Raw genomic sequence first — 5,463 nt, forward strand, 5'->3', positions numbered from 1 at the left:
CGGCCTGGGCCTTGCTGCGCTCGGCGTCCGCCTCGGGCACGCGGGCCTCGAGCTCGGCCAGTTCGGCCTGCACCTGCTCCAGTTGTTCTTCGCCGGCGGCGCGGTCGCCCGCCAACTGCTCCAGGCGCTCGGGATCGGGGCTGTGCAGCTCGCGCAGCTCCTGCTGCAGGCGTTCGCGGCGCTGCTCCAGGGCCTGCATCTGGCGGTCGGCGTCGCGCTGGCTCTGGGCCACCAGCGCGAGATTCTGTTCCACCCGCGCCAGCGCGGCGCGCATTTCGTCGCGACGGCCACGGCTTCGCGCACCCGGGCCTCGATGGCCGGCAGGCCGGCCTGCGCGTCTTCGGCGGCGGCGCGCGCCTCTTCGGTGCGCGCGGCGGCGGCGGCCAGGTCTTCTTCGGCCTGCGCGATCTGCTCGGTGCAGTGCTCGCGCTGGCTGGTCCATTCCTCGATCTGCTGCTGGAGCTGGTCGCGGCGGGCCTGCAGGCGGTTGCGCGAGTCCACCACGTGGCGGATCTCGGCTTCCAGGCGGCTGACCTGGGCGTTGGCTTCATAGAGCTGGCCCTGGGCCGCGTGCACGGCGTCGCGGCGGCGGTAGTGCGCCTGGCGGCGCGATTCCAGCTCGGCCTCGCCTGCGCGCAAGCCGGCGATGGCGGCTTCCAGCTCGTTCTGGGCCTGGGCGATTTCCTGGGTCTTGCGCGCGCGCTCTTCGCGCGCCGCGGTTTCCTTGATGAACCAGAGCGCGTGCTGCTTTTTCTCGCCGTCGGCCTGCAGTTCGCGGTAGCGCGTGGCGACTTCGGCCTGCGCCTCCAGTTTCTCGAGCTGCGTATGCAGTTCGCGCAGGATGTCCTCGACCCGGGTCAGGTTCTCGCGGGTGTCGGCCAGGCGGTTCTCGGTTTCGCGCCGGCGCTCCTTGTAGCGCGAAACGCCGGCAGCTCTTCGAGGAACACCCGCAGCTCCTCGGGGCGCGCCTCGATCAGCCGGTTGATCATGCCCTGGCCGATGATGGCGTAGCCGCGCGCGCCCAGACCGGTGCCCAGGAAGATGTCGTGGATGTCGCGGCGCCGCACCTGCTGGTTGTTGACGAAATAGCTGCTGGTGCCGTCGCGGGTGAGCACCCGGCGCACCGCGATTTCGGAGTAGGCGCTCCATTGGCCGGCGGCCCGCCCCTCGCTGTTGTCGAACACCATTTCGACGGAGGCGCGGGCGGCCGGCTTGCGGTTGCCCGAGCCGTTGAAAATGACGTCCTGCATGGACTCGCCGCGCAGCTCCGAGGCCTTGGCTTCGCCCAGCACCCAGCGCACCGCGTCGATGATGTTCGACTTGCCGCAGCCGTTCGGACCCACCACGCCCACCAGCTGGCTGGGCACGGGGATGACGGTGGGATCGACGAAGGACTTGAAACCGGCGAGTTTTATCTGGGTAAGGCGCACAGTACGATGACGACGGGGTGGGTTGAACGGATGGCGTTAACGGACCTGCCGCACAGATTGCAAACCGGCCCCTGTAGGGCCGGCTCTGACATGGCCCGTATGATACCGCAGGCGCTCTGTCCCCGAACCGGCGTCCGCCGGGGCGCGGGCAGGGGAAATGCGGAAGCGCCGCGGGGGGGCCCTCCGGCTATACTCGCTGACACTTTACGCTCCATACATGATTTTCACGCGGACTGACCAGGCTCAGGTCGTGGCACGGGGACATTCTTGAAACGAGGTTTTTATCTGGTCATGGCCGCGCAGGCCTTCTCGTCGCTGGCGGACAATGCGCTGTTCATCGCCGCGATCGCCTTGATACAGGAACTGCACGGTCCCGACTGGATGGCCCCCATCATGAAGTGGTCCTTCGCGCTGGCGTACGTGGTGCTGGCCGCCTTCGTGGGCGCCGTGGCCGACTCCTTCCCCAAGGGCCGGGTCATGTTCGCCACCAATGCGCTTAAGGTGGGCGGCTGCATGCTGATGTTCTCCTACGCCAACATCGGCATCGCCCCCCAGTACCAGACCTACCTCGTCTGTGCCGCCTACGGCATCGTGGGCATCGGCGCGGCGGCCTACTCCCCCGCCAAGTACGGCATCGTCACCGAAATGCTGCCGCCCTCCATGCTGGTCAAGGGCAATAGCTGGATCGAGGGCCTGACGGTGTTCTCCATCATCCTGGGCACGGTGCTGGGCGGGCTGCTCATCACTTCCACGGTCTCGGAGGCCCTGCTGGCGCACCCCATGATCAGCCGGCTGGTGCACACCCCGGCCGAAGCGGCCATCCTGGTGATCGCCTGCGTCTACCTGCTGGCCGCGCTGTGCAACCTCATGATTCCCCGCACCCACGTCCGCTACCCGCCCCAGCAGAAAAACCCCGCCCGGCTGGTGCGCACCTTCTGGGGCTATGTGCGCGTGCTCTGGAGGGACAAGCTCGGCCAGATCTCGCTGGCCGTGACCACCCTCTTCTGGGGCGCGGGCGCCACGCTGCAGCTCATCGTCATCGAGTGGGGCCGCAGCCACCTCGGCTACCAGCTCGACAAAGCCTCCATGCTCATGGGCGTGGCTGCGCTGGGCACCGTCATCGGCTCCATCCTCGCCGGCCGGATTCCGCTGCGGCGCGCGCTGTCCGTGCTGCCCGTGGGGGCCGCCATGGGCCTGGTGGTGCTGCTGATGCCCTTCGTCTATTCGCCCTGGAGCGTCTATCTGCTGCTGCTCGTCACGGGCGGGCTGGCGGGGTTCTTCGTGGTTCCCATGAACGCGCTGCTCCAGCACCGCGGCCACGTCCTGCTGTCGGCCGGCCATTCGATCGCCGTGCAGAACTTCAACGAACAGCTCAACATCCTGCTCATGGTGGCCATGTACACCCTGCTGCTCTGGCTGGAGCTGCCCATCAACCTCATCATCGCGATCTTCGGCACGGTGGTGACGGTGCTGATGGTGGTGTTCATGCGCTGGAGCCGGCGCAACCTGCAGGCCGACCCCGAACTGCACGACCAGATCGGCCAGGAAGGCCACGGCCGCGCCCTCAATTCCACGCACTGAACCCGGCGGGCGCGCCGGGCCGGCGCGCGGCCGGCCTCTCCCCTATCTCGCTAGAGCTGCGAGCAGGCCAGGCGCAGATCCTGCCAGGCGCGCGCCTTCTCGGAAGGGCTGCGCAGCAGATAGGCCGGGTGATAGCTCACCACCACCGGAATCTCCCGGCCGCTCTCGTCCTTGAAGCGGTGGATGCGGCCGCGCAGATTGCCGATGGTCGCATCGGTGCCCAGCAGCGTCTGGGCCGCGAAGCGCCCCACCACGAGGATGCGCTCCGGCTTGAGCAGCGCGATCTGCCGCATGAGATACGGGCTGCACGCCGCGATCTCTTCCGGCTTGGGATTGCGATTGCCGGGCGGGCGGCACTTGATGACGTTGGCGATAAACACGTCGCGCTCCCGGCTCATGCCCACCGAGGCCAGCATGGCGTCCAGCAACTGGCCCGACCGCCCCACGAAAGGCAGGCCCTGGCGGTCTTCCTGCTCGCCCGGCGCCTCGCCGATGACCATCCAGCGCGTGGGCTGCCCGCCGTGGCCGAACACCGCATTTACCCGGAGGCGGCCGAGTGGCTGGCTGACCACCGGCGAGAATACGCAGCCTTCGTTCTCGAAGGGACGAGACCGCTCGGCAAGAACTTCGGCGGCAAGGAGGACCCGGCTCCATGTGCGGACAAGTAGGCATCATCTTCGGCCGCAGCGCAGACGGCCGGACGAGCGGGATTACCTGCGCGAGCTCTTCATCCGCATGCTGCTGCACAGCGAGGAGCGCGGCCCTCACGCCTCCGGTCTGGCCTGGCTCAAAACCGATGGCAGCCACCGCATCTTCAAGCGGCCGATGCGGGCGCACGAGCTGGTCTACGAGAAGCCGTTCCACGAGCTGCTCGGGCAGGTCGACAACGAGACCACCGTTCTCATGGGGCATACCCGCTGGCGCACCCGGGGCAATGAGTTCAACAACCGCAACAATCATCCCATCCGGGCCGGGATCGTCATCGGCACCCACAACGGCACCATCTACAACGCCGATTATCTGTTCCGCCGTCTCGGTCTGCCGCGCTACGCCGAGGTGGACAGCGAGCTGATCTTCCGTCTGGCCGACCGCTTCGCGCCCGAAGGCCCCATCGACCAGGACGGCCTGAACAAGGCGCTTGCCCTCTGTCGCGGCCAGATGAGCGCCGTGCTGGCCTCGCGGCTCGACCCCGGCACCATCACCGTGCTCAAGGGCAACAAGCCGCTTTGCCTGCGCATCCACCGCCAGCACCGGGTGGTGCTCTACGCCTCGGAGGCCGCTTTCATCGACTTTGCCGTGGACAACGAGAAGGGCTGGCGCGAGCTGGAGGTGCCGCCCATGACCATGCTCACCATCCGCCACGAGGATGTGCGGGCCATCGAAAACAGCGAATTCCGCTTCATACCCCAGGAGCGTAAAGGGACACTGCCCGAAGGAGTGAATGCATGAACATTGGAGACACCGCGAAGCTGAACACAAACCCGGAAGACAGTCCCGAGACCATCCTCCGGCTCTTCGTCTACGGCACCCTGAAAAGGGGCTACTGGAATCATCAACGCTTCTGCGCCCAGGCCCGCAGCATCGAACCGGCCGTGGTCTGGGGCAGGCTTTACCATCTCCACGCCGGTTTTCCGGCCCTCGAAGTGCCGGAGGGACTGATCCTGTCCCGGGGCACCGCCGACCCGATGGCCGACGCCCGCAGACAGCAGGAGATCTGCACACCGCGCTTCGGCCGCCCGACCGGCGACTGGGATCTGATCCATGGAGAGCTGGTGACCTTCACCGACCCGCAACGTGACCTGCCGCCCATCGACCGGCTGGAAGGATTCCGGCCTGGCGGGCACAGCATGTACCAGCGGGTGATGGTGGCGGTGCTATGCGGGCGCACCTCGATTCCAGCCTGGACCTATTGGATGCCATGCCCGCCTTACGCGGAAAGAGTCGCCAGCGGCCAGTGGTTACGCCCGTGAACCGATCTTTGCGGCCTTATCCGGACGAAAGCGTTTGACAATCGGCCCCTGCCTAAATATATTAAAGGATGTTTTAAGTTGGGGAAGCTGCGCCCAGCATCCTCGTTACCGCCTCTGGCGTGGCAAGAAAACCAATCGCCCATGAGGAGCTAGAGAAATGGCCGAGATGGAAGACCGCTGGTTATCAGTAGACGAGATAGGCAAGTACCTCGGTGTCAGCAGTGACACCGTTTACCGCTGGATCGACAAGCATACGATGCCCGCCCATCGCATGGGCCGTCTTTGGAAGTTCAAGAAAGACGAGGTCGACGAGTGGGTGAAGGCTGGCGGCGCGGCGGACAAGAGCTGACAGGATCAAGCTGAATGAGCAGGAAGAACGGAATTAACAATTCAGTCGATCTGGATATCGGGACCCTCTCCGGGCATCTCTGGGAGGCGGCCAATATACTGCGTGGTCCTGTCGACGCGGCCGACTTCAAGAC

General features: G+C 66.3%; 5 protein-coding genes and 1 pseudogene. 4 read left to right on the forward strand and 2 right to left on the reverse strand.

Translation table 11 applies throughout. The annotated features are described in order from the left end of the window. Positions 1-1,430 (reverse strand): annotated as a pseudogene (locus tag AD428_RS22005) (chromosome segregation SMC family protein); the annotation flags it as partial. 267 nt (positions 1,431-1,697) lie between these two features. Between AD428_RS22005 and lplT the strand changes: the two are divergent. Beyond that, on the forward strand, positions 1,698-3,011 hold the full coding sequence (gene lplT / locus AD428_RS22010) for a lysophospholipid transporter LplT (RefSeq protein WP_053246591.1): 1,314 nt from the start codon (positions 1,698-1,700) through the stop codon (positions 3,009-3,011). Between the two features lie 50 nt (positions 3,012-3,061). Here lplT and AD428_RS22015 read toward each other — a convergent pair whose 3' ends face one another. After that, entirely contained in the window at positions 3,062-3,583 is a 522-nt protein-coding gene (locus AD428_RS22015) for a uracil-DNA glycosylase (protein WP_082308547.1), read from the reverse strand. A gap of 163 nt (positions 3,584-3,746) precedes the next feature. Between AD428_RS22015 and AD428_RS22020 the strand changes: the two genes are divergently transcribed. From AD428_RS22020 to AD428_RS22030, 3 genes are all read left to right on the forward strand, one after another. Next, positions 3,747-4,460, forward strand: coding sequence for a hypothetical protein (locus AD428_RS22020; protein ID WP_200907990.1), 714 nt, complete (start codon positions 3,747-3,749; stop codon positions 4,458-4,460). Further along, positions 4,457-4,981: a gamma-glutamylcyclotransferase family protein gene (locus AD428_RS22025; protein ID WP_053244317.1), complete on the forward strand. Its 525-nt coding sequence runs from the start codon at positions 4,457-4,459 to the stop codon at positions 4,979-4,981. The genes AD428_RS22020 and AD428_RS22025 overlap by 4 nt, the downstream gene beginning before the upstream one ends. A 166-nt stretch (positions 4,982-5,147) precedes the next feature. After that, positions 5,148-5,330, forward strand: a complete 183-nt coding sequence (locus AD428_RS22030; RefSeq protein ID WP_432205837.1) for a helix-turn-helix domain-containing protein — start codon at positions 5,148-5,150, stop codon at positions 5,328-5,330. Positions 5,331-5,463 lie beyond the last annotated feature (133 nt).

Source organism: Achromobacter sp. DMS1 (genome assembly GCF_001270295.1).